At 72.8% G+C, this 21688-nt stretch carries 21 protein-coding genes and 1 pseudogene; 11 read left to right on the top strand and 11 right to left on the bottom strand.

Translation table 11 applies throughout. The annotated features are described in order from the left end of the window. Position 1: 1 nt before the first annotated feature. Both ACWED2_RS35105 and ACWED2_RS35100 read right to left on the bottom strand, forming a co-directional pair. Complete coding sequence (locus ACWED2_RS35105) at positions 2-745, bottom strand: alpha/beta fold hydrolase (RefSeq protein WP_449694812.1); 744 nt, start codon at positions 743-745, stop codon at positions 2-4. Next, on the bottom strand, positions 745-1113 hold the full coding sequence (locus ACWED2_RS35100; RefSeq protein WP_449694811.1) for a DUF1330 domain-containing protein: 369 nt from the start codon (positions 1111-1113) through the stop codon (positions 745-747). The genes ACWED2_RS35105 and ACWED2_RS35100 overlap by 1 nt, the downstream gene beginning before the upstream one ends. 79 nt (positions 1114-1192) lie before the next feature. Here ACWED2_RS35100 and ACWED2_RS35095 point away from each other — a divergent pair, with 79 nt between their 5' ends. The 5 genes from ACWED2_RS35095 to ACWED2_RS35075 all read left to right on the top strand — a co-directional run bounded on the left by ACWED2_RS35095 (position 1193) and on the right by ACWED2_RS35075 (position 6095). Then, entirely contained in the window at positions 1193-1783 is a 591-nt protein-coding gene (locus tag ACWED2_RS35095) for a TetR/AcrR family transcriptional regulator (protein WP_449694810.1), read from the top strand. Between the two features lie 32 nt (positions 1784-1815). Beyond that, entirely contained in the window at positions 1816-2814 is a 999-nt protein-coding gene (locus ACWED2_RS35090; RefSeq protein WP_449694809.1) for a LacI family DNA-binding transcriptional regulator, read from the top strand. A gap of 145 nt (positions 2815-2959) precedes the next feature. Then, a complete protein-coding gene (locus tag ACWED2_RS35085; protein WP_449694808.1) occupies positions 2960-4309 on the top strand; it encodes an ABC transporter substrate-binding protein in 1350 nt (449 codons plus the stop codon). An 8-nt stretch (positions 4310-4317) separates the two neighbouring features. Beyond that, positions 4318-5262: a carbohydrate ABC transporter permease gene (locus tag ACWED2_RS35080; RefSeq protein ID WP_449694807.1), complete on the top strand. Its 945-nt coding sequence runs from the start codon at positions 4318-4320 to the stop codon at positions 5260-5262. Positions 5263-5294: 32 nt separating this feature from the next. After that, positions 5295-6095, top strand: a complete 801-nt coding sequence (locus ACWED2_RS35075; protein WP_449694845.1) for a carbohydrate ABC transporter permease — start codon at positions 5295-5297, stop codon at positions 6093-6095. On the opposite strand, the pseudogene ACWED2_RS35070 reads toward ACWED2_RS35075, so the two are convergent. The 9 genes and pseudogenes from ACWED2_RS35070 to ACWED2_RS35030 form a co-directional block, all read right to left on the bottom strand. Beyond that, a pseudogene (locus tag ACWED2_RS35070) lies at positions 6094-7269 on the bottom strand (FtsW/RodA/SpoVE family cell cycle protein); the annotation flags it as partial. The gene ACWED2_RS35075 and the pseudogene ACWED2_RS35070 sit on opposite strands and share 2 nt — an antisense overlap. A 102-nt stretch (positions 7270-7371) precedes the next feature. After that, positions 7372-7620 (bottom strand): phosphopantetheine-binding protein, encoded by a 249-nt coding sequence (locus ACWED2_RS35065; RefSeq protein ID WP_449694806.1) that lies wholly within the window; start codon positions 7618-7620, stop codon positions 7372-7374. Beyond that, entirely contained in the window at positions 7614-8837 is a 1224-nt protein-coding gene (locus tag ACWED2_RS35060) for a ketosynthase chain-length factor (RefSeq protein ID WP_449694805.1), read from the bottom strand. Before ACWED2_RS35060 ends, ACWED2_RS35065 begins: the two co-directional genes overlap by 7 nt. Continuing rightward, a complete protein-coding gene (locus tag ACWED2_RS35055; RefSeq protein ID WP_449694804.1) occupies positions 8834-10123 on the bottom strand; it encodes a beta-ketoacyl-[acyl-carrier-protein] synthase family protein in 1290 nt (429 codons plus the stop codon). Before ACWED2_RS35055 ends, ACWED2_RS35060 begins: the two co-directional genes overlap by 4 nt. Then, entirely contained in the window at positions 10120-11580 is a 1461-nt protein-coding gene (locus tag ACWED2_RS35050; RefSeq protein ID WP_449694803.1) for an NDP-hexose 2,3-dehydratase family protein, read from the bottom strand. Before ACWED2_RS35050 ends, ACWED2_RS35055 begins: the two co-directional genes overlap by 4 nt. A 449-nt stretch (positions 11581-12029) precedes the next feature. Then, positions 12030-12839 carry an ABC transporter permease gene (locus tag ACWED2_RS35045; protein ID WP_449694802.1) on the bottom strand — a complete coding sequence of 270 codons (810 nt, stop codon included), beginning with the start codon at positions 12837-12839 and terminating at the stop codon, positions 12030-12032. Further along, on the bottom strand, positions 12836-13786 hold the full coding sequence (locus tag ACWED2_RS35040; protein ID WP_449694801.1) for an ATP-binding cassette domain-containing protein: 951 nt from the start codon (positions 13784-13786) through the stop codon (positions 12836-12838). Before ACWED2_RS35040 ends, ACWED2_RS35045 begins: the two co-directional genes overlap by 4 nt. A gap of 69 nt (positions 13787-13855) precedes the next feature. After that, positions 13856-14506: a VC0807 family protein gene (locus tag ACWED2_RS35035; protein WP_449694800.1), complete on the bottom strand. Its 651-nt coding sequence runs from the start codon at positions 14504-14506 to the stop codon at positions 13856-13858. Positions 14507-14575: 69 nt separating this feature from the next. Continuing rightward, a complete protein-coding gene (locus ACWED2_RS35030; protein ID WP_449694799.1) occupies positions 14576-15355 on the bottom strand; it encodes an AfsR/SARP family transcriptional regulator in 780 nt (259 codons plus the stop codon). Positions 15356-15778: 423 nt separating this feature from the next. On the opposite strand from ACWED2_RS35030, the gene ACWED2_RS35025 reads away from it, so the two are divergent. Genes ACWED2_RS35025 through ACWED2_RS35000 form a run of 6 tightly spaced genes read left to right on the top strand, consistent with a single transcriptional unit; the run spans position 15779 to position 21679 of the window. Beyond that, on the top strand, positions 15779-17002 hold the full coding sequence (locus ACWED2_RS35025) for a methyltransferase domain-containing protein (RefSeq protein ID WP_449694798.1): 1224 nt from the start codon (positions 15779-15781) through the stop codon (positions 17000-17002). Positions 17003-17026: 24 nt separating this feature from the next. Further along, positions 17027-17707, top strand: coding sequence for a dTDP-4-dehydrorhamnose 3,5-epimerase family protein (locus ACWED2_RS35020; RefSeq protein ID WP_449694797.1), 681 nt, complete (start codon positions 17027-17029; stop codon positions 17705-17707). Continuing rightward, on the top strand, positions 17704-18804 hold the full coding sequence (locus ACWED2_RS35015) for a DegT/DnrJ/EryC1/StrS family aminotransferase (RefSeq protein WP_449694796.1): 1101 nt from the start codon (positions 17704-17706) through the stop codon (positions 18802-18804). Before ACWED2_RS35020 ends, ACWED2_RS35015 begins: the two co-directional genes overlap by 4 nt. Then, the gene (locus tag ACWED2_RS35010; protein WP_449694795.1) at positions 18801-19721 is read left to right on the top strand and encodes an NAD-dependent epimerase/dehydratase family protein; all 921 of its coding nucleotides are present in this window, start codon (positions 18801-18803) and stop codon (positions 19719-19721) included. Before ACWED2_RS35015 ends, ACWED2_RS35010 begins: the two co-directional genes overlap by 4 nt. 22 nt (positions 19722-19743) lie before the next feature. Next, complete coding sequence (locus ACWED2_RS35005) at positions 19744-20175, top strand: cupin domain-containing protein (RefSeq protein ID WP_449694794.1); 432 nt, start codon at positions 19744-19746, stop codon at positions 20173-20175. A gap of 28 nt (positions 20176-20203) precedes the next feature. Beyond that, positions 20204-21679 carry a methyltransferase gene (locus ACWED2_RS35000; protein ID WP_449694793.1) on the top strand — a complete coding sequence of 492 codons (1476 nt, stop codon included), beginning with the start codon at positions 20204-20206 and terminating at the stop codon, positions 21677-21679. Positions 21680-21688: the final 9 nt, after the last annotated feature.

The following is a 21688-nucleotide window of genomic DNA, read 5'->3' as shown; positions in this document are numbered from 1 at the left end:
CTCAGCCGACGCTCGCCCAGAAGCCGGTCAGCGCCGCGGCGCCGCGGGCCGGTTCGTGGGTCATCCACCAGTGACCCAGGCCGTCGAGGACGGCGACCCGGGCCCCGGCGCGGGCGGCGGCCCGGCGGCGCTGCTCCTCGGTGCCGACGACGTGGTCGGCCGTCGCCAGGATGGCGAGCCCCGGCCGGGCCGCCGCGCGTTCCAGCGGCCAGCCGAGGCCGGGCGCACCGTCCGCGGCGGCCCGGTACAGAGTGAGCACCGCGCGGCCCATCGCCTCGTTCTGCCCCAACGCGACCCGGGCCGCGACCGCGCGGGCCATCCCGCGTTCCACCAGCACCGCGGCGCGTTCTTCGGGCGCGGCACCGAACCGCGCCGCGACGTCGGCCTCGCCGACGCCCGGGGTCTGCCAGCGACGGGCGAGTTCGTGCCACTCGTAGTCCGGGTCGAAGCTCCCGAGGGTGTCACTGACCCAGCTGCGGACCAGGTGCGGGTGGCTCAGCACGACGTTGACGACGTGAGTGCCCCCGAAGTCGTGGCCCACCAGGTCCACCGGCTCGCCGAAGGCCGCCAGTTCGCCGGCCAGCCAGTCCCGGTAGCCGGCCGGGGTGGCCTCGAACCCGGCCGGCAGGGGCGCGCCGAAACCGGGCGGGGACAGGCGAACCACGTCCGGGCGCTCGAGCTCCGCCAGCAGCAGGTCCCAGACCGCCGCCGTCTCGGGGTTGCCGTGGACGAACACCGCGGGCATCAGGCCACCGCCGGCGTGGTCGGCTGCAGCACCGATTCCAGCAGCGCCTCGGTGCGCAGGTGGGTGATCGCCTGGTACTCGGGGTCGCGGACCATGGCCGCGAACGCCTGCCGGTCCGGATAGCGGACCAGCGCGACCATGTCCCATGCCTGGCCGTCCTCGGCGACGAGCGCCGGGCCGCCCTCGCCGAGGTACACCACCTGCAGGCCGTAGCGCGGGTTGAGTTCGGCACGGAGAGCTTCGGCGTAGCGCTGGTAGCTCTCCCGGCCGCCGTCCGGGCGGAACCGCAACAGGTTGAGCATCACCACCGGGCCGCCCGGGTCGTCGGCGAGCAGGGCGTCGAGGGCGTGGTCTTCGATTTCGATCATCAGGACCTCCTGGGGTCGTCGCCGCCACCCTACACATACTTGTTGGTCGACACGCAAGTTGCTTTGCTAGACTCCGGGCATGCGCCGAACCCAGCAGGAACGCCGCGACCAGGCCGAAGCCGCGTTGCTGACCGCCGCCGCCGAACTCGTCGTCGAGCAGGGCGTGCGTTCGCTGACGCTCGCCCGCGTCGGCGAACGCGCCGGGTACAGCCGCGGCATCGTCACCCACCACTTCGGCGGCAAGCAGGCGCTGGTCGAACGGCTGGCGCGGGCCACCCAGGCCGGCTTCGTCCCGGGTCTCGAGGACCTCCCGCCCGGCCTCGACCGCCTGCTGCGGCTGGTCGACGGCTACCTCGGCGAGCTCGGCCGGATCGGCGTGTTCAACCAGGCCTTCCTGCTGCTGTGGGCCGAAGCCGCCACCCAGCCGGAGCTGGCCCCGATCTTCCGCGAGCGGGACGCCGCCTTCCGCGCCGACCTGCGGGAAGACGTCGAGGCCGGCATCGCGGACGGCAGCATCGCGGCGGACGCCGGCGCGGGCGAAGTCGCGACCGCCGTGGTCGGGCAGCTGCGCGGGATCGCGCTGCAGCGGCTGCTCGATCCGGACAGCGTCGACACCGGGGCGCTGCGCCGGAGCGTCACCGGCCAGTGGCGCCGCGCCCTGACCCCTTAGGCTCGGCGTCTTACGCGGAGGGAGGTGACGGCGTGACGGAACACGGGCGGCTGCCGCGCGTCAAGCGCGTGACCATCGAGGACGTGGCCCGGGAGGCCGGCGTCGGGCGGCAGACGGTGTCGCGCGCCCTGCGCGACCTGCCGGAGATCGCCCCGGACACCCGCGAGCGCGTGCTGGCGGCCGCGTCCCGCCTCGGCTACCGGCCGAGCGCGCTGGCGAAGGGCATGCGCACCCAGCGGTCGGACGTCATCGCGCTGATCGTCTCCGACATCGCGAACCCGTTCTACCCGGCGGTGGCGCGCGGGGTGTACGACGCGGCGGAGGCGGCCGGGTGCAGCGTCGTGCTGTACAACACCGACGCCGACCCGGGCCGGGAACGCGACGCGATGGAGGACGCGCTGGCCCGCTCCGCGCGCGGAGTCGTCGGCTTCTTCTACGGCATGCCCGACGACGTCCTCGCCGACTACGCCCGCTCGGTCCCGCTGGTGGTCGCCGACCGGGAGCTGCCGACGGAGGTGGCGGCATCGGTGAGCAACGACTTCGCCACCGGCACCGCGGCGGCCGTGGAGCTGCTCGCCCACCGGCCGGACGCGTGCCTCGGCATGCTGGACAGCTCGGTCGGCGTCGCGGTCGACGAGCGGCGGCTGGCCTTCGTCACGGCGTGCGCGGAGCTGGGCTTCGGCGACGTCTCGGCACGGATCGTCCAAGGCCCGCCGACCATCCCGGGCGGCACGGAAGCGGCCCGGCAGCTGCTTTCGGCGTGGCCCGAGGTGAACGGGATCTTCGCGTTCAACGACCTGATGGGCATCGGGGCGGTCCAGGCGGTGCTCGCGGGCGGCGGCGTCGTGCCGCGGGACTGCGCGGTCGTCGGCTTCGACGACCTGGAGATGTCGGCGTACCTGAACCCGCCGCTCAGCACCGTCCGGATCGACAAGTACGACCACGGCCGGACCCTGGTCCGCGCCCTGCTGGCGGACACCGCCGACCGGATCTCGCTGCCGGTTTCGCTGATCACCCGCGCGACGGCCTGAATCGAATCCGGCGAAAGCCGCCCTTGACGGGGTCGCACCGAGGTGCGCATACTCCCCGGGAACAGCGGCCGGGAACATTCCCGGGAACGTTCCCGAGCACTCCTCGGCCCCGAGCCGACGCCGCCCCGCGAAAGGACCGAACGCAATGACGCGTACCTCTGCCCCGACGAAACGGCTCCGCCGGCTGGGTGCCGCACTGGCCGCCGCCTCGCTCGTGCTGGCGGGCTGCGGCAGCGCCGACTCCGCCGCGCCCGCCGCCGCGGCCGGCTGCGCACCCGCCGGGGGCAAGGTCGAGCTTTCGTTCTGGTCCTGGCTGCCCGGCATCGACCAGGCCGTCGCCCTGTGGAACCAGGGGCACCCCGACATCCACGTCACCGTCGAGCAGACGCCCCAGGGCAACCAGGGCACCTACAACAAGATGTTCACCGCGCTCAAGGCGAACCAGGCGCCGGACCTCGGGCAGGTCGAGTTCGACTCCCTCCCCGGTTTCCGCGTCCAGCAGGGCCTGCGGGACATCTCGGCCTGCCCCGGCGTCGCGGACGCCAAGCCGAAGTTCGTGGACTGGACGTGGGCGCAGGCCTCCGTCGGCGGCGACGGCGTCTTCGCCATCCCGCAGGACACCGGGCCGATGGGCCTGTTCTACCGCAAGGACCTGTTCGAGAAGTACCAGGTGCCGGTGCCGACCACCTGGGACGAGTACGCCCAGGCTGCCAAGACGCTGCACGCCGCCGACCCGAACCTCACGATCACGCACTTCCCGCAGAAGGACGTCAACTGGTTCGCCGGCCTGGTCTGGCAGGCGGGCGGGCACTGGTTCACCCAGGACGGGCAGCAGTGGAAGGTGAACCTGACCGATCCCGCGTCCACCAAGGTCGCCGACTACTGGCAGAACCTGCTTTCGCAGGGCCTGGTCTCGAACTACCAGGGCTTCTCCGAATCGTGGAACAAGGCGCTCGACTCCGGGCAGATCGCCACCTGGACCGGGGCCGTCTGGGGCGTCGGCACGATCGCGAAGGCCGCGCCCTCGACCGCCGGGAAGTGGGCCGTGGCGCCGCTGCCGCAGTGGACCAAGGGCGAGCAGCGCTCCGGCAACTGGGGTGGCTCGACCACCGCGGTGTTCGCCGGGACGAAGCACCCCGCCGAAGCGGCGCAGTTCGCCCTGTGGCTCAACAGCGACCCGCAGGCGCTGGCCATCCTGACCGCCCAGGGCGGCATCTACCCGGCGACCGTCTCCGCCCAGGAGTCAGCGAAGGCGTCGCCGGAGAACACGCAGTTCTTCGGCGGCCAGGACGTCGACGCGGTGTTCCGCGAGGCGGGCAAGGGCGTCAGCCAGGACTTCACCTGGGGGCCGTCGATGGAGCAGACCTACGCCCACGTCCGCGACGGGTTCGGCGCCGCGCTCGCCGGCAACGGCACGCTCGGCAAGGCCCTCACCGAGGCCGGCGCCGCGACGATCACCGACCTGCAACGCCAGTCCATTCCCGTGGCGAAGTAAGGACGACGATGGTTGTCGCAGCGTCCCAGACCGTCGCCGGCGCGCCCGCCCGCCCCCGGGTGGCGCGCCGGCGGCGGGCGAACGGCAACGCCCGCGCCGCGTGGCTGCTGCTCGCCCCGTTCCTGCTCGGGTTCGCGGTGTTCTACGTGGCCCCGATCGTCGTGGCCGTGGTGAAGAGCTTCACCGCCGTCACCCGGGCCTCCACCTACGGCCGCCCCGTCGAGGTGTTCGCCGGCCTGGGCAACTACACCGCGGCCCTCGGCGACGCCGGGTTCACCGGCTCGGTCGGGCGGGTGCTGCTGTTCGGGGTGATCCAGATCCCGGTGATGCTCGGCCTCGCGCTGCTGCTGGCGCTGGCCCTGGACTCGGCGGTGGTGCGGCTGCGGCGGTTCTTCCGGCTCGCGTTCTTCCTGCCGTACGCGGTGCCCGGCGTGATCGCGGCGGTGATGTGGGGCTTCTTCTACGCCCCCAACCTCTCACCGGTCAACCAGCTGCTCGACCCGCTGGGGATCCACCCGGACCTGTTGTCGGGCAACGTGATCCTGTACTCGATCGCGAACATCGTCACCTGGACCTTCACCGGGTACAACATGCTGATCCTCTACTCGTCGCTGCAGGCGATCCCGCCTCAGCTCTACGAAGCGGCCCGGCTCGACGGCGCGTCCGGCTGGACGATCGCGTGGCGGATCAAGGTGCCGGTCATCGCGCCGTCGCTGGTGCTGACCGGGGTGTTCTCCATCATCGGCACGTTCCAGCTGTTCACCGAACCGCAGGTGATGGCGGGCGTGTCGAGCGCGGTCTCGTCGTCCTACACGCCGTCGATGGCCGCCTACGCCCAGATTTCCGCCCAGAACTACGGCCTCGGCGCCGCGATGAGCGTGCTCGTCACGCTGCTCATCGCGGTCCTGTCGTGGCTGTTCTTCCGGATCACCCGTGCGAGGGCCGCCCTGTGACCAGCCGTTCTTCCGCCGTCGTGACCACGGCGATGTTCGTCGCCGCGGTGTACTTCCTGCTGCCGGTGGCCTGGCTGGCGATCTCCGCCACGAAGTCCGCGTCCGACCTGTCGACGACGTTCGGCCTCTGGTTCTCCGGCAACCACCTCGGCACCAACCTGCACGACACGGTGACCTTCGGCGACGGCCTCTACCTGCGGTGGCTGGCCAACAGCGCGGTGTACTCGGTGGTGGGCGCGGCGGCAGCCACGCTGCTGTCGGCGATGGCGGGCTACGCGCTCGCCAAGTTCACCTTCCGCGGGCGTTCGCTGACGTTCTCCACGATCCTCGCCGGGGTGCTGGTCCCGCCGACCGCGCTCGCGGTGCCGCTGTTCCTGATGCTGGCGGGAGCCGGGATGACGAACACGGTGTGGTCGGTGCTGCTGCCGAGCACGATCAGCCCGTTCGGCGTCTACCTCGCCCGCGTCTACGCGGCGGCGTCGGTCCCGGACGAGCTCCTGGAGGCCGGGCGCATCGACGGCGCGGGCGACGTGCGCATGTTCTACACCGTCAGCCTGCGCCTGATGGCCCCGGCGCTGATCACCATCTTCCTGTTCCAGTTCGTCGCGATCTGGAACAACTTCCTGCTCCCCCTGGTAATGCTGACCAGCGACCGGCTGTACCCGGTGACGCTCGGGCTGTACACGTTGAACACCCAGATCACCCGGGACCCGGACCTGAAGGCGATCGTGGTCACCGGGTCGCTGCTGTCGATCATCCCGTTGATCCTGGCTTTCCTGGCGCTGCAGCGGTTCTGGCGCACCGGGCTGGCGGCGGGGGCGGTCAAGGACTGAGCGCCGTCACCGCCGCCGGTTCGGTGCGGGCACAGTTGGCGAGTATCCCGAACATGCCCAAGGTGACCAGCAGCGACGACCCGCCGTAGGAGATCAGCGGCAGCGTCACCCCCGTCACCGGCAGCAGGCCGACCACGTACCCGATGTTGATCGCGGCCTGCGCGACCACCAGCAGCGTGAGCGTGCCCGCCACCAGCCGCGCCCACGGATCACGGACCCGCCGCGCGATCCGCGTCCCCACGATCGCGACGCCCGCGTACAGCGCGATCACCGCGATGCAGCCCACGAAGCCCAGCTCCTCCCCGACGAGCGCGAAGATGAAGTCGTTCTCCACGCCGGGCAGGTACCCCCAGTTCGCGCTGCCCCGGCCGAGCCCCCGGCCGAACACCCCGCCGTCGGCGAGGGCGTAGAGCGCCTGGGTCGTCTGGTACGAGCCGTCCGCGTCCGACAGGAACGACAGGACCCGGGTCAGCCGGTAGTCCGCGCTCAGCGCCAGCACCGCGAAACCGGCGGCCGCCCCGGACACCAGGGCCGCGAACAGCCGCCCGGGGATGCCCGCGAACCACAGCAGGCCCAGCATGACCACGCCGAGGGTGATCGTGCCGCTGAGGTTCGGCTGGGCCATCACCAGCGCGAACATCAGCAGCGTCACCGGGACCACCGGCACCAGCAGGTGCCGCCGGCGGTGCAGGAGGCGTTCCTTGGCCACCAGGACGTGCGCGCCCCAGAGCACCAGGGCGAGCTTCGCGAACTCGATCGGCTGGACCGACTGGCCGGCCACGACGAACCAGCGCTGGGCCCCGCCGCCGGCCGAGCCCAGCGGGGTGAGCACGAGGACCAGCATGCCGAGCGCCGCGGCCATCGCCTTGCCCGCCATCGCCCGGATCCGCTCGAGCGGCAGGCGAAGGCCGAGCCAGAACACCCCGGCCCCGAGGCCCAGGTAGGTGACGTGCTTGGCGAACAGGTCGTACTGGCCGCCGCCGGTGCGCGGGTCGTAGGACGAGACCGACGACGCGCTCAGCACCATCACCACGCCGACGAGCGCGAGGATCCCGGTCAGCGCCAGCACGAGGTGGAACGACGCGAGCGGCCGGGTCAGCCACCCGGTCAGCGCCTCCCCCGCGGCGGCGGCCCGCGATCCGCGGCGGACGGCTTCCCGTTCCTGGACGTCGATGGCGCGAACCTCACCCCGCTCGGGGAGAACGGCGGTTCCGTTCCCGGCCACGCCAAGCTAGCCACCTCCGGCTGGCAGGATCCTGAGAACGCGGGAAAAAGTTCAGCCGAGCACGAGCCGGGCGTTGACCTCCGCCAGCAGATCGCGGGGACAGCCGAGCCCGGCGGTCGTCCCCTCGGGCAGCACGACGCCGTACCGCGCGCGCAGCAGGGCTTCGGCCTGCAGCAGCGCCAGCGAGTCGTAGCCGAGGTCGTCGAACCCCGTTTCCAGGAACTCGTCGGGGTCCGCCGCGCCGTCGGCGTCGCCGCCCGCTTCGACGATCAGGTCCCGCAGTTCGCTTCCGGTCAGCATGGTGGCTCCTCTTCGGACGATCGGACGGGGGTGACGACGACCGCCGAGTTGTACCCGCCCTGCCCGCGGGCGAGGACGAGCGCGGCGGGGACGACGGCCGGGCGCGGCTCGCCCACGACGAGGTCGAGGCCGTAGGCGGGATCGGGCGCGGAGACGTTCACCGTCGGCGGGATCACGTCGTCGCGCAGCCCCAGCAGCGCGGTCGCGACGTCGAGCGCCCCGCCGCCGGAGGAGAGCCGCCCGGTCATCGTCTTGGGCGCGGTGACCGGGACGGCGTGCCGCCCGAACACCGCGCCCAGGGCCGCGGCTTCCTGCGCGTCGAGCTCGGGCACGCCGGCCGCGTCGGCGTAGACCACCCCGATCTCCGCGGGGGTGACACCGGCGTCGGCGAGGGCGCCGCGGATCGCCCGGTCCAGGCCGGGCCGCCCGGGGAGGTCGAAGGTGGCGCAGTAGCCGGCGATCCGGCCGTAACCCGGCGCACCGCGGTCCCGGGCGACGGCTTCGTCCTCGACGACCAGCAGCGCCCCGCCCTCGCCGGGCACGAAGCCGCTCGCGTTCGCGGAAAACGGCAGGTACGCGTGCTCCGGCCGGGTTTCGGTGCTGATCCGGCCACTGGCCAGCTGCGCGACCCAGCCCCACGGGCAGAGCGACGCGTCGACCGCACCCGTCACGACGAGCTCGCTCCCCCGGCGCAGCAGCCGCCGCGACTGGCCGAGCACGTCGAGGCCGCCCGCCTGCTCGGTGACCACCACGCCGCTCGCGCCGCGCATGCCGTGGCGGATCGAGATCTGCCCGGTGTTGACCGCGTAGAACCACGCGAACGACTGGTAGGCGCTGACGTGCTCGGGCCCGTCGGCCCACAGCCGCTGCAGTTCCCGCTGGCCGAACTCGAAGCCGCCGGACGAGCTGGCCGTGGCGACGCTCATCGCGTACTCCGGCCGGTCGGCCGGGGCGATCCCGGCGTCGGCCAGCGCCCGGTCCGCGGCGACCAGCGCCAGGCGCGTCATCCGGTCGGTCTGCGGCAGCAGCCGGCGCGGCAGCAGTTCGCCGGGGTCGAACCCGATCTCGCCGGCCAGCCCGCCGGCGTAGCCCGAGGCGTCGAACCGGGTCACCGGCCCGATCCCGGTGCAGCCGGCCAGCGTCGCCTTCCAGTACTCCTCGGTGCCGGCGCCGTTCGGGGCGAGCACGCCCAGGCCGGTGACGATCGCCGCGCTCACCGGCCCAGCCGTTCCGGCCTGGCGAGCACGACCGCGCTCTGGAAGCCCCCGAACCCGCTGCCGACGCTGAGGACGACGTCGACCCGGGCCTCCCGCGCGGTGACCGGCACGTAGTCGAGGTCGCACGCGGGATCGGCTTCACGCAGGTTCGCCGTCGGCGGGACGACCCCGCGGTCGATGGCGAGCGCGGAGGCGGCCAGCTCGATCGCGCCGATGGCGCCGAGCGAGTGCCCGATCATCGACTTGATCGAGCTCATCGGCGTCCGGCGGGCGTGCTCGCCGAGGCTCCTCTTGACCGCCGCCGTTTCGTGCACGTCGTTCTGCCGGGTGCCCGAGCCGTGCGCGTTGACGTAGCCGACGTCTTCGGGCGCGAGCTTCGCCTCGCCGAGCGCGGCGTCGATCGCCGCCGCCATCTCGCGGCCGTCCGGGCGCAGGCCGGTCATGTGGAAGGCGTTGCAGCGCGCGGCATAGCCGCCGATCTCGGCGTAGATCCGGGCGCCCCGCCGCCGCGCCGCGTCCAGTTCCTCGAGCACGAACATCGCGGCGCCTTCGCCGAGCACGAACCCGTCGCGGGTGCGGTCGAACGGGCGGGACGCGGTCGCCGGGTCGTCGTTGCGGGCGGTGGTGGCCTTGATCGCGTCGAAGCAGGCCACGGTGATCGGCGAGATCGGGGCGTCGGTGGCGCCGGCGAGCATCACCTCGGCCGAGCCTTCGGCGACCAGCGCCGCCGCGTACCCGACCGAGTCCAGCCCGGACGTGCACCCGGCCGAAACCATCGCGACCGGGCCGCCCACGCCGAACCGGCGCGCGACCTCCGCCGAGATCGAACTCGGGACGAAGTAGTCGAAGAGGTGGCCGACCGCGCGGGCGCCGTCGACCTCCCAGTGCCGGCCCCGGTCGCTGACGACGGCGTACTCGCGGTCGAGGCCCATGGTGCAGCCGACGGCGCTGCCGACGGTGACGCCCCAGCGGTGCGCGTCCTCCCCCGGCGCGGTGCCCGAGTCGGCGAGGGCTTCGCGCGCCGCAACCAGGGCGAGCTGGGTGCTCCGGTCGAGCCGGTCCGCCTCCTCGGGGGTGAACCCGTGCGCAAGCGGGTCGAAGTCGCATTCGGCGGCCACCCGCGACCGGAACGGCGCGGGGTCGAAGAAGCTGATGGTCCGGGTGGCGGTGCGGCCCGCGGTGATCAGGTCCCAGAACGCCGCGGCGCCGGTCCCCCCGGGTGCGACCACGCCCAGTCCGGTGATGGCGACGCGTCGGTGCACGGATTCCTCCCTCTCGTCGGTCATGACGCTCCTCGCGCGGCGGGGCCGCAGGCCAGCGCCTGCAGGCAGGGCACCAGGCTGCGGGCCTGGACGTCGACGTAGTGGCTGTGCCGCAGCAGGCCGGCGAGCTGGTCGACGGTCATCCAGCGGAAGCCGGGGCGTTCGGTGGCGTCCGGGGCCTCGAGCACCGCGTAGCGGGTCCGGGTGTGGTGGAACCGGCCGCCCTCTTCGGACATCACCGTGTCGAAGCGGAACGCGGCCGGCTCGGCGGCCAGCACGACGTCGAGGAACGGCGGCCGGGCCGACGGCGGGTTCCGGGTGTACGTCCGCGGCGTGCACTGCACGGTCGGGGCGAGCTCCACGGAGTCGAGGAAGCCCGGTTCGCGGCGCAGTTGCACCAGGACGTGCAGCACGCCGTCGAAGTCCTTCGCCAGGAAGCACACCAGCCCGGTGCCGCGCGCGGCGAACATCGGCTGCGACCACTCGGCGACCTCCCGGCCCTCGGCCTTGACGTCGACGCCCAGCACCTCGAAGAAGGCGCCGCTCTCGTGCACGATCGCGCCGTCGCGGCGGTGCCAGCCGGACACCTCGGCCAGCGGCACCCGCCGGGCGGTCACCGCGGTTTCGGCGCGGGCGGCGGTGACCGCGCCGAGGACCTCCTCCAGGTGGTGGACGCCGCCGTGCGTCCCGGCCATCGACCGGACCAGGGCACCGGTGAACCCGGCCGCCGTGACGTCCAGCCGGTCCGCGCACCCCGGGCCGTGCAGCGGCAGGCAGGACAGCACGGTCCGGGCGTCCATGTTGACCAGGTCCTCGACCGCCAGCGCGGCGTGGATCTCGGCGAGGGTGCACCAGCGGAAGCCGTCCAGCACCTCGATGTCCGGGTCGACCTCGACGACCATGTTGCGGTTGCGCTTGCGCAGGAACCACGAGCCCTGTTCCGACTGCAGCACGTCGACGACGACCCGGGCGGGCGGGGCGTCGGCGAAGTGACGCAGGTAGGGCACGGACCGGCCGCCGTGGGCGCGGGTGTAGTTGCTGCGCGTCGCCTGCACGGTGGGCGAGAGCTGGTGGCCGCGCGCGTTGCCCGGCTCGATCTTGGCCTGCATGAGGAACCGCAGCACGCCGTCGATCCGGGCGACGAGGATGCCGAGCACCCCGACCTCGAACTGACAGATGATCGGCTGCCGCCAGTGGGTGACCGCGGCGCCCTCCACCCGCACGTCGAGGCCCTCCACGGTGAAGAACCGGCCGGTGTGGTGCCGGAGCACGCGATCGTCGTGCCAGCCGCGCAGGCCGGCGAGGTCCGCCCGGGTCACCGTCATCGCCGAGAGCCGGTCGCGTTCGGCGAGCCAGCGGCGCACCGGCCCGGCCCCGCCGGGCGCGGCCGCCAGTGCCGAACCGGCCACCGCGGCGGGCATGCCGCGGTCGCCGGAGACCAGGGTTTCCGGCGGGCGGGCGAGCGTGAACGGTCCGCTCATGCGCACCCCTCGCTGACGCTCGGTGCGCCCTGAGCGGGAAGCGCAGTGTTGAATGATTCACTCGCAAGCTCGCTCATGCGCACCCCTCGCCGACGCTCGGTGCGCCCTGAGCGGGAAGCGCAGTGTTGAATGATTCACTCGCAAGCTCGCTCATGCGCACACCTCGCCGACGCTCGGTGCGCCCTGAGCGGGAAGCGCAGTGTTGAATGATTCACTCGCAAGCTCGCTCATGCGCACCCCTCGCCGACGCTCGGTGCGCCCCGAGCAGGAAGCGCAGTGTTGAATGATTCAGTCGCAAGCTCGCTCATGTGGACACCCGGCCGTCCGGCCCGGACCCGTCCGTCATGCGAACTCCTTTGCTAGGCAACGCTTTCCCGGCCCAGCCTGCCGGGAGCGCCTCGACGACGGCTGAAGGTTTCTCGGACGGCTCGCTGGAGGGAAGCGCTTGCTCAGCCGCGGGTCCGCAGCGCGACGACGCTGAGCGTGCCGAACACCGCCGCCAGCAGCGCCGACCACAGCACCGCCCCGCCCAGCGGGCCACCCACGGGGCCGCCGGACAGCAGCGCCCGCAGCGTGTCGTTGACCTGGGTGACCGGGTTGACGTCCACCCAGGACCGCAGCCAGGCCGGCATCGTGGCCGTCGGCACCAGGGCGTTGCTGGTGAACGTGAGCGGCAGGACGACGACGAACCCGAACACCTGCACCTTCTCCGGGTCGCGCGCCAGGACGCCGAGCCACACCGGCAGCCAGGCGAAGGCGACGGTGAACATGGTGAGCACCGCGAAGGCGGCGAGCAGCGCCGGCAGCCCGGTGGTCAGGCGGAACCCGAGGACGACCCCGACGAGCAGCAGGACGACCAGGGACCACAGCTGGCGGACGACGTCGGCCAGCACGCGGCCGGCGAGCGGGGCGCCGCGGGCGATGGGCAGGCTGCGGAACCGGTCGAAAAGTCCTTTTTGGAGATCCGTGGACAGCCCGATGGCGGCGTAAATGGACAAGAAAAGGGCGTTCTGCACGATCAGCCCACCGAGGGCGAATTGCAGATAATTTCGTGGCGTTCCGCCGATCGCGCCACCGAAGACGTAGGTGAACAACAGCGTGAACATGATCGGCTGCACCGAAAGATCGAGCAGTTCGGCCGGTTTGTGCTTGATCTGCAGGATGCTGCGCCAGGCGAAGGTGCCCGACTGGCGCAGGGCCGCGAGCGGCGGGACGCGCCGGGGCCCGGCCACCTCGGCCGGCTCGGCGAGGGCGGTCATCGGACGACGTCCACAGCGGCCTCGCGCCCGGCGCGGGTGATGGCGAGGAAGACCTCGTCCAGCGTCGAGCGCCGCAACGCGAGTTCGCTGACCGGGATGCCCCGCTCGTCGAGCCGCCGGACCACCGCGGGCAGCAGGTCGTCGTCGCCCGCCGTCGTGGCCAGCGCACCGTCCTCCTCGGTGACCGGGTGCCCGAACGCGGTGAGCACCTCCCGCAATCGTCCCGTGTGGCCGGGATCCCTGGGCCGCACCACCAGCGTCGACGTTCCCAGCCTGCCCTTCAGCTCGGCGGGGGTGCCGCCGGCGACGACCACCCCGCGGTCGATGACCACGACGTCGTCGGCGAGCCGGTCGGCTTCCTCGATGTACTGGGTCGTCAGGAGCACGGTGGTGCCGTCGGCGACGAGGTCGCGGACCACCTGCCAGAGATCGCCGCGGGCGGCGGGGTCCAGCCCGGTGGTCGGTTCGTCGAGGAACAGCACCCGGGGCCGGCCGACCAGGCTGGCCGCGAGGTCCAGCCGCCGCCGCATGCCCCCGGAGTAGCCGCCCGCGACCCGGCCGCCGGCCGCGCTCAGCCCGAACCGGTCGAGCAGCACCCCGCCCCGCTCCCGCGCGGCCGCGCGGGACAGGCCCAGGAGCTTGCCGATCAGCACCAGGTTCTCGAGCCCGGTCAGCTTCTCGTCGACCCCGGCGTACTGGCCCGTCACGCCGATCATCCGGCGGACGCGGTGGGCGTCGGCGACGACGTCGCACCCCTCCACCCGGGCCCGGCCCGTGTCGGGCCGGATGAGCGTGCTCAGGATCCGGACCACCGTCGTCTTGCCCGCGCCGTTGGGGCCGAGCACGCCGAGCACCGTCCCCCGGCGCGCGGCGAACGTCGTCCCGTCGAGTGCCCGGGTGTCGCCGAACCGCTTGCCGAGACCGTCGACCTCGATCGCCGTAGTCATGGCCCCACTATGGCAAAATCGGGCGCAAGTGTCAGGTTCCTGTTACCCGGCTCGAGCCAGGCTCGAGGCTCACTGCTCGGGGTCGGCCGGGCTGCGCCGGCCCCGCCACTGCGTCCAGGCGACGAGGACCACGATGGCCAGCGCCGCCATCGCCTGCGACAGGAAGGCCGCGACGCCGATGGGCAGCAGGTAGATGACGGCGATCCGCAGGGTGGACTCCCCGAGCAGGCCGAGGCCCCACACCCAGGTCATCCGCCGGTTCAGCCGCCGGAACTCGGCCGCCTGCCGCCACTGCCGGTCGAAGGCGTTCTTGCGCGGCGACAGGCCGCGCCGGATGTAGAAGATGGCGGGGCGGGCGAGCGCCAGGCTGGCCAGCACGCTCAGCCCGACCACCGCCGTCACCAGGGAGTCCTTCGCCAGCACGAACCGGGCGTCCCCGGTGAGCAGCGCGGCCAGCACGCCGAGGAAGAACCGGACCACGAGCAGGATCGACAGCGCGCCGATCTGCCGCTCGCGCACCCAGATCACCACCGCCCGCAGGAACGCCACACCCCCGGCGGCGGCCAGCGCGGCCGCTTCCGGCACACCGAACCACAGCAGGAGGACGAGGTAGGAGGCGAACGGCAACGCCACGTCCAGCAGCAGGGTCCAGGCGATGGTCCGCCAGGACGACGTGGCCCGCTGCCGCTCAGCGGGTTTGTGCTCCGTCGTGTGCGCCAAGGGGCGGCCTCCGTGTCGTCGGTGTCAGGAGCCGTATACCCACGAACGGGCTCCGGAAGCATCGGCGGGTCACCCGCAGCGCTCCTGGCGCAGCGCCGGGGTGCCGACCGGCCGCGGCCCGTTGAGCGCGAGCTGCAGGGCGTCGTCCAGGCACGGCGAGGGATCGATCCCGAGTTCGGCACGCAGCATCGAGCGGACCGCGCGGTAGGCCGCGATCGCCTCCTGCCGCCGCCCGCTCATCGACAGTGCGCGGACGAGCTGGGCGTGGAAGTTCTCGTGGAACGGGTAGGTGTGCACCAGCCGCTTCAGCTCGGCGACCAGCTCTCGGTAGTGCCCGGTGTTCATCCGGGCCTCGATCAGCAGCTCGGTCGCACATATCCGGAGCTCGTCGAGCTGGGTGACGTACCCGGTGAGCACGGACCCGCAGACGACGTCGGCGAGCGCCGGGCCGCGCCACAGGCTCAGCGCCCCTTCGAGCAGCTCCGCCGCCACGTCCGGCTCCGGTTCGAGGACCCGGGCGGCCTGTTCGATCTTCGCCTGGAACTCCAGCACGTCGATGGAGCCGTCGGGCACCTGCAGCATGTACCCGAGCGGCCGGGTCACGATCGTGGTCCGCCGCGACGGGCTCTCGAGCCGGCGGCGCAGCTGGTAGACGTAGGTCTGCAGCGTCGTGTGCCTGCTGACGGGCGGCCGGTCGCCCCACAGTTCGTCGGACAGCTCGTCGACGTAGGTCACCTTGTTGGCGTTGAGCAGGAGCATGGCCAGTACTTGCCGTTGTTTCGGCGCCGATGGGATTCCCCCGCGTTCGTCGGATCGAATCTCCATGCCGCCGAGCAATGTGAAATCCACCCAACACCTCCGAATATTTTCGCACCGGGACGGACCGGGGTGCGGACAGATACAGGCGTCGAGAGTCCTTCACCGTGAATGCCGTCCCCCGGTGGCGAAATCATGCTAGTTCCGGTTATAAGGACCCTGACAGATTGAACCGGTTTTGTGACCTATCTCACATACCATTGCTCTTGGCTTTGATCGACAGTTGTGAACACGCTGCAACGATTTGAGCGACACTGTGCGACGAATTGCCACTGAGTGGCGCCGGCACCGTCCGGTTGATCCGGTCTGTCACCCCTCCGGCCGTGCTCGGCGCCGGTGACGTGCGGCTCCAGCGGTTGCGCGGCCGGCCGTCGAGCGATCGTCGAGATCTTCGAGAACTTCTCGAGCCGCCGTCCCCAGGCTGCCCGGCATCCGACTTCCCGAGGGGGTAACCCGATGTCCCAGTGCCGGGTCTGCGGCAGTTCCGTCGAGCTCGTGCTCGATCTCGGCAGCCAGCCGTTGTCCGACGTCTTCCCGCCCGCACCCCCGGACCCCGGCGAGGAGTTCTTCCACCGGCTGCGGCTCGGGCGGTGCGCGGGCTGCGCGATGGTGCAGCTGCTCGAAGAAGTCCCGCGCGAGCGGATGTTCGGCGAACACTACCCGTACCGCTCATCGGGATCGTCGGTGATGCGCGCGCACTTTTCGGACTGGGCGAAGCACCTGCTCGCCACCGAACTCGCCGGTGAGGCCGACCCGTTCGTCGTGGAACTGGGGTGCAACGACGGCGTCATGCTGGGGACGATCGCCGAAGCCGGGGTGCGGCACCTCGGCGTGGAACCCTCCGGTGGGATCGCCCGGACCGCCGAGGAACGCGGGGTGCGGGTGCTCACCGCCTACTTCGAGAAGGAGACCGCGGCCGCCGTCGCCGCCGAGCACGGGCCGGCCGACGTCATCTACGCGGCCAACACCCTCTGCCACATCCCGTACATCGGCTCGGTGTTCGACGGCGTCGGCGAGCTGCTCACCGACGACGGGATCTTCGTCTTCGAAGACCCCTACCTCGGGGACGTCGTCGCGACGACGTCGTTCGACCAGATCTACGACGAACACTACTTCCTCTTCAGCGCCACCACGGTCGCCGAGCTGGCCCGCCGCCACGGGCTGGCGCTCGTCGACGTCGAACGCCTCGCCGTGCACGGCGGCGAAGTCCGCTACACGTTGGCGCGCGCGGGAAAGCGGCCCGCGAGCGGCGCGGTCGCCGAGCTCGTCGCCGAAGAGGAGCAACGACGGCTGCACGACCCCGCCACCCTGGCCGGGTTCGCCGACGCCGTCCGGCACAACGCCCGGGAGCTGGTCGCCCTCCTCACCCGGCTGCGCACGGAGGGGCACACGATCGCGGCCTACGGCGCCACCGCCAAGAGCGCCACGGTGACGAACTTCTGCGGCATCGGCCCCGACCTGATCGCCACCGTCTACGACACGACCCCCGAGAAGCAGGGCCGGGTCACCCCGGGCACGCACATCCCGGTCTCCCCGGCGTCGGCGTTCGACGCGCCCTACCCGGACTACGCGCTGCTGTTCGCCTGGAACCACGCCGCGGAAATCATGGCCAGGGAAACGGACTTCCGGGAGCACGGCGGCCGCTGGATCACCTACGTGCCCGACGTCCGGGTCAGCTGACCCGCCCATCCCCCGGGAGTCCCGTTGTCCCTGCCGGTCGACGCGTCCAGCGCGGACGCACCCGGGACCCGGCGCGCGCTCGCCGTCGCCGGGGCCTGGACGTTCACCCCGCCCACGTACCGCGACGGCCGCGGGCTGTTCCGCACCGCCTACGACGAATACGACCACCGCGCGTTCGCCGGACGGCCGCTCTTCCCGCTCGCCCAGGTGAGCACGAGCCGGTCGCGGGCGGGCGTGGTGCGCGGCATCCACTTCACGCGCACGCCGCCCGGCGTCGCCAAGTACGTCTCGTGCGTGCACGGCAGCGTCCTCGACTACGTCGTGGACCTGCGCACCGGCTCGCCGACGTTCGGCGTCTGGGACGTGCTGCGCCTCGACGCCGAACACGGCCGGGCCGTCTACCTGCCCGTCGGGGTCGGGCACGCCTTCGCCGCGCTGTCCGACGACGCCACCATGACCTACCTGCTCTCCGGTACCTACGTCCCGGAAGACGAGCTCGCCCTGTCGGTCCACGATCCCCGGATCGGCCTGCGGCTGCCGCGGCCGCTCGGGCGCGAAGCCCCGGTCCTGTCCGCCCGCGACCGCGACGCGCCGACGCTCGCCGAGCTCGAAGCCGCCGGCCTGCTGCCGGACCACCCCACCAGCACCGCCCTCGAAGCGGCCCTCGGCGGCCGCCTCCCCCGACCGGTTGAGGAGACCGCATGACGATCCGGGTTTGGGACTACCTGAGCGAATACGCCACCGAGCGCGAAGACATCCTCGACGCGGTCGAGACCGTCTTCGGCTCGGGGCAGCTGGTGCTCGGGCCGAGCGTCGAGGGGTTCGAAGCGGAATTCGCCGGCTACCACGGGGTCGCCCACTGCGTCGGCGTCGACAACGGCACCAACGCGCTCAAGCTCGGCCTGGAAGCACTCGGCGTCGGCCCGGGCGACGAAGTGATCACGGTGGCCAACACCGCCGCGCCGACCGTGGTCGCGATCGACGGGACCGGCGCGGTGCCGCGGTTCGTCGACGTCCGCGCCGAGGACCAGCTGATGGACACCACGCTGCTGGAGGCCGCGATCACCGAGCGGACCCGCGCGATCGTCCCGGTGCACCTCTACGGCCAGTGCGTGGACATGGCCGCGGTCACCGCGGTCGCCGCCCGGCACGGCCTGCGGGTGCTGGAGGACTGCGCGCAGGCGCACGGCGCACGGCGGCACGACCGGCTCGCCGGGACGATGGGCGACGCGGCCGCGTTCTCCTTCTACCCCACCAAGGTCCTGGGCGCCTACGGCGACGGCGGCGCGACGATCACCCGGGACGCCGCGACCGACGAGGCGCTGCGCCGGCTGCGCTACTACGGCATGGCCGAGCGCTACTACGTCGTCCGGACGCCGGGGCACAACTCCCGGCTCGACGCGGTCCAGGCGGAGATCCTGCGGCGCAAGCTGCGCCGCCTCGACTCCTACGTCGCCGCCCGCCGGGAGATCGCCGCCCGGTACGCCGAAGGACTCGGGGACACCGAACTGGCGTTGCCGGCCGTGACCCCGGGCAACGAGCACGTCTACTACCTCTACGTCGTCCGCCACCCGCGCCGCGACGAGATCCTCGCCGAGCTGGCGAAGCAGGACATCGAGCTGAACGTCAGCTACCGCTGGCCGGTGCACACCATGAGCGGGTTCGCGCACCTCGGCTACGAGCGGGGCTCGCTGCCGGTCACCGAACGGCTCGCCACGGAAATCTTCTCGCTGCCGATGTACGCCTCCCTGGACAAGCGCCGCCAGGACGACGTGATCGAAGCGCTGCGGCGGATCCTGTGACCGCCCGCGACCCGCTGGTCGTGGTGCTGGGCGGCACGGGGTACCTGGGCTCGTCGCTGGTGGCGCGGCTGGCCGCGCTCGGTGTCCGGACCCGGGCGGTGGGCCGTCGCCCGGTGCCCGGGGTCGTCCGCGCGGACGTCACGCGCAAGGACGAGCTGGCCGCCGTGGCGCACGACGCCGACGTCGTGGTCCACCTGGTGGCGCGGATGAGCGACGACCGGTCCTGGCGGGTCGCCGACGACGACCCCGAGGGGCACCGGACGACCGTGCAGCCGATGCTCGACCTGCTCGACGTCGTCGGCGGCCGCGCGGTCACGGTGGTGACCGCCGGCACCGTCCCCTCGCCGAGCCGCGGCGGTTACGACCGGCAGAAGCAGGCCGTCGAAGACGCCCTGCTCGGCGCCGCGGCGGCCGGGGCGGTGCGCGGGGTCGTCCTGCGGCTGCCCACGGTGTACGGCGCGGGCGCCGGCTCGCCCGGCACCGGCGTGGTCGCCGCGATGGCCGCGCGGGCGGTCGCCGGGCAGCCGCTGACGCTGTGGCACGACGGGTCGGTGCGCCGGGACCTGGTGCACGTCGACGACGTCGCGGCGGCCCTGTGGCTTTCGGTGTGCCACGCCGAAGCACTCGACGGCCGTGCGTGGCCGGTCGGGTCCGGGCAGGCCGTCCCGCTCGGCGACGTGCTGCGGCTGATCGCCGCCACGGTCGCGCGCCGGACCGGCACGCCAGCCGTGCCGCTCCAGCGCGTGCCGCCACCCGATTACGCGTCGCCGGGCGACTTCGCGGACGTCGACGTCGACCCGTCGTCCTTTGTGGACATCACCGGCTGGCGCCCGGTGGTCCGCCTCGAAGACGGCCTCGACGGGGTGGTGCGGGCCGCGCTCGCCGCCCGCCCCGGCCTGCGGCTCGTCCGCCCGTGACCCGACACCCCAGGAGGAACCCGTGCCCGAACCCGTCCCGCCCGTCCGGATCCGCACCGCGGACGTCCCGGCCGGCCGCCGCCAGGGCGGTCACATCCGCCCGCTGCTGACCCCCACCTCCGCCGGCACCCGCGCCGGTTTCCTGGCCGAAGCGGTGCTGGACGTCGGCGAGGCCGTCAGCGAGCACTACCACCCGTGGTCCGACGAGCACCTGCTCGTCGTCGAGGGCGCCGTGACGCTCGAAGTGGACGGCCACGCCGTCGAGCTGGCCGCGGGGGACGCGAGCTTCGTCCGGCGGGGCGCGCGGCATGTCATGCGCCAGCACGGCCCGGTGCCCGCCCGCGTCGTGCTCTTCCTCGGCCCGCTCGCGCCGAGCCCGGCCGAAGGGCACGTCGACACCGCGCCCGTCCCGCACCCCGACGCGCCGCCGCCGCGCGTCGGCCACCCGTCCTGACCACCACCGACCGAGAGGGAGCCCACCCGTGCCGGCCACGACCGACAACCGCGTCGTCATCGACGCCCCGTTCGCCACCGTCTGGGACCTGACCAACGACGTCGCGTCCTGGCCCACGCTGTTCACCGAATACGCGAAGGCCGAGATCCTCGAGGAGACGCCCGCCTCGGTGCGGTTCCGGCTGACCACCGTGCCCGACCCGGACGGTTCCGTGTGGACCTGGGTCTCCGAGCGGTTCCCGGACCGCGACGCCCGCACGGTGACCGCGCACCGCGTCGAGACCGGCCCGTTCGAGTACATGCGGCTGCGCTGGGACTACCGCGACGTCGACGGCGGCGTGGAACTGCGCTGGCGGCAGGAGTTCGCGGTCCGGCCCGGCCTGCCCTTCGACGACGCCGCGATGACCGAACGGCTCGACCGGACCTCCGCGGAGCAGCTGCGGCACATCAAGTCCGTGATCGAGGCCCGCGCCGGCGCCGGTCCCGGGAGCGCCGACGCCCACCGCGAGCGGCTGACCATCCTCACCTGCGGGCTCCGGCTCGCCCACGTCGTCGGGGCGCTGGCCGAGCTCGGTGTCGCCGAGATCCTCGCCGAGGGACCGCGGCCGGTCGGCGAGCTGGCCGAGAAGTGCGGCGCCGACCCGGACGCGCTGTACCGCGTGCTGCGGATGGCCGCGTCCTTCGGCGTGTTCACCGAGACCGAGCCCGGGGTGTTCGACGGGACCCCGCTGGCGGTGCCGATGCGCGCCGACGTGCCGTACAGCCTGCGGCCGTTGATCGCCTACGGCCGCAAGCGGTTCTTCACCGAGCCGTACGGGGCGCTGCTGCACACGCTGCGCACCGGGCGGCCGGCCACGGTGCCGGTGCTGGGCACGGACTTCTGGGGCTACCTGCGCGACCACCCGGACGACGAGCAGTTCTTCGACGCGATGATGACCGAGCTGGGCCGCTGGGAGACCGAGCGGCACCTGGCGCGGATCGAGCCCGAGCGGTTCTCCCGCATCGCCGACCTCGGCGGCGGGCACGGGCACTTCCTCGGCGCGGCCCTGCGCCGGGCGCCGGAGACCAGCGGCATCCTGGTGGACCGGCCCAGCGTGCTGGCGGACGCCGGCCCGGTGCTGTCCGCCGAGGGCGTCGACGACCGGGTGGAGCTGCGCCCGGGCGACTTCTTCGGCGACCCGCTGCCGTCCGACGCCGACGCGTACGTCCTCAAGGCGGTGCTGCACAACTGGCCGGACGCGCAGGCGGAGGCGCTGCTGCGCCGCGTCCGCTCGGCGATCGGCGACCGGACGGCCCCGCTGTTCGTGGTCGAGCAGGTGGTGTCGCCGGGCAACGGCTTCGACCACGGCAAGGTCCTCGACATCGACATGCTGGTCCTCTTCGGCGGCCGCGAACGCACGGCCGCCCAATGGCGGGACCTGTTCGCCGACACCGGTTTCCGCCTGACCGGCGAGCCCGAAACCGGCCGCTGGACCGTCCTCCGAGCAGACCCGGCCCGATCGTGATGCCCGTCC

The organism is Amycolatopsis sp. NPDC005003, assembly GCF_053600695.1.
The sequence above is the reverse complement of the archived record's forward strand: the minus strand, read 5'-3'. Positions and strand labels throughout refer to the sequence as shown.

Excerpts from the sequence above, each read along its gene's own strand:
- ACWED2_RS35025 (WP_449694798.1), top strand. The coding sequence starts at position 15,779 with ATGTCCCAGTGCCGGGTCTGCGGCAGTTCCGTCGAGCTCGTGCTCGAT.
- ACWED2_RS35105 (WP_449694812.1), bottom strand. The coding sequence starts at position 745 with ATGCCCGCGGTGTTCGTCCACGGCAACCCCGAGACGGCGGCGGTCTGG.
- ACWED2_RS35080 (WP_449694807.1), top strand. The coding sequence starts at position 4,318 with ATGGTTGTCGCAGCGTCCCAGACCGTCGCCGGCGCGCCCGCCCGCCCC.
- ACWED2_RS35085 (WP_449694808.1), top strand. The coding sequence starts at position 2,960 with ATGACGCGTACCTCTGCCCCGACGAAACGGCTCCGCCGGCTGGGTGCC.
- ACWED2_RS35065 (WP_449694806.1), bottom strand. The coding sequence starts at position 7,620 with ATGCTGACCGGAAGCGAACTGCGGGACCTGATCGTCGAAGCGGGCGGC.
- ACWED2_RS35095 (WP_449694810.1), top strand. The coding sequence starts at position 1,193 with ATGCGCCGAACCCAGCAGGAACGCCGCGACCAGGCCGAAGCCGCGTTG.
- ACWED2_RS35040 (WP_449694801.1), bottom strand. The coding sequence starts at position 13,786 with ATGACTACGGCGATCGAGGTCGACGGTCTCGGCAAGCGGTTCGGCGAC.
- ACWED2_RS35015 (WP_449694796.1), top strand. The coding sequence starts at position 17,704 with ATGACGATCCGGGTTTGGGACTACCTGAGCGAATACGCCACCGAGCGC.
- ACWED2_RS35075 (WP_449694845.1), top strand. The coding sequence starts at position 5,295 with ATGTTCGTCGCCGCGGTGTACTTCCTGCTGCCGGTGGCCTGGCTGGCG.
- ACWED2_RS35100 (WP_449694811.1), bottom strand. The coding sequence starts at position 1,113 with ATGATCGAAATCGAAGACCACGCCCTCGACGCCCTGCTCGCCGACGAC.
- ACWED2_RS35055 (WP_449694804.1), bottom strand. The coding sequence starts at position 10,123 with ATGACCGACGAGAGGGAGGAATCCGTGCACCGACGCGTCGCCATCACC.
- ACWED2_RS35050 (WP_449694803.1), bottom strand. The coding sequence starts at position 11,580 with ATGAGCGGACCGTTCACGCTCGCCCGCCCGCCGGAAACCCTGGTCTCC.
- ACWED2_RS35045 (WP_449694802.1), bottom strand. The coding sequence starts at position 12,839 with ATGACCGCCCTCGCCGAGCCGGCCGAGGTGGCCGGGCCCCGGCGCGTC.